1 protein-coding gene is annotated in these 714 nt (G+C 73.1%); it reads left to right on the plus strand.

The genetic code is table 11. The features are described from left to right. A partial coding sequence (locus N878_RS23775; RefSeq protein ID WP_021445994.1) for a methyl-accepting chemotaxis protein occupies nt 1-714 on the plus strand: 714 nt, incomplete at both ends.

Here is a 714-nt window from a genome sequence, read left to right on the forward strand (position 1 = left end):
GGTGCGGCCGATCCGCCAGGTGACCCAGGCGCTGGTGGAAATCGGTGGCGGCGGCGGCGACCTGACCCGGCGCCTCGACGAGTCGCGTGGCGACGAGCTGGGCGACCTGGCGCGTGGCTTCAACCGCTTCCTGGCCAGCCAGCGCGAGCTGATCGGCGAGGTGCTGGCCACCAGCGAGCGCCTGCGCGGCGCGGTCGGCCAGGTCGCCCAGGTGGTGGAGAACACCGCCGGGCGTGCCGGCCAGCAGCAGGAAATGACCGACATGGTGGCCACCGCGGTGCACGAGATGGGCCTGACCGTGCAGGAGATCGCGCGCAACGCCAGCAGCGCCGCGCAGTCCTCGCACAGCGCCCGCGACGAGGCGCAGCAGGCGCGCCAGGTGGTGCGCCAGTCCATCGGCCATATCGAGCAGATGTCCGCCGATATCGGCACCGCCGCCGGCGCGGTGGCCGAGTTGGCCGAGCAGGTGGCGTCCATCGACCAGGTGCTGGCGGTGATCCGCGGCATCTCCGAGCAGACCAACCTGCTGGCGCTGAACGCCGCCATCGAGGCGGCGCGCGCCGGCGAGATGGGCCGCGGCTTCGCCGTGGTGGCCGACGAGGTGCGCACCCTGGCCAGCCGCACCCAGGCCTCCACCGACGAGATCCAGCAGATGATTCAGCGCCTCAAGCACGGCGCCGAGGCCGCGGTCAGCTCGATGCACGCCGGCCAGGC

It is taken from the genome of Pseudomonas sp. EGD-AK9 (assembly GCF_000465935.2).
In the GTDB taxonomy this organism is placed as follows: domain Bacteria; phylum Pseudomonadota; class Gammaproteobacteria; order Pseudomonadales; family Pseudomonadaceae; genus Aquipseudomonas.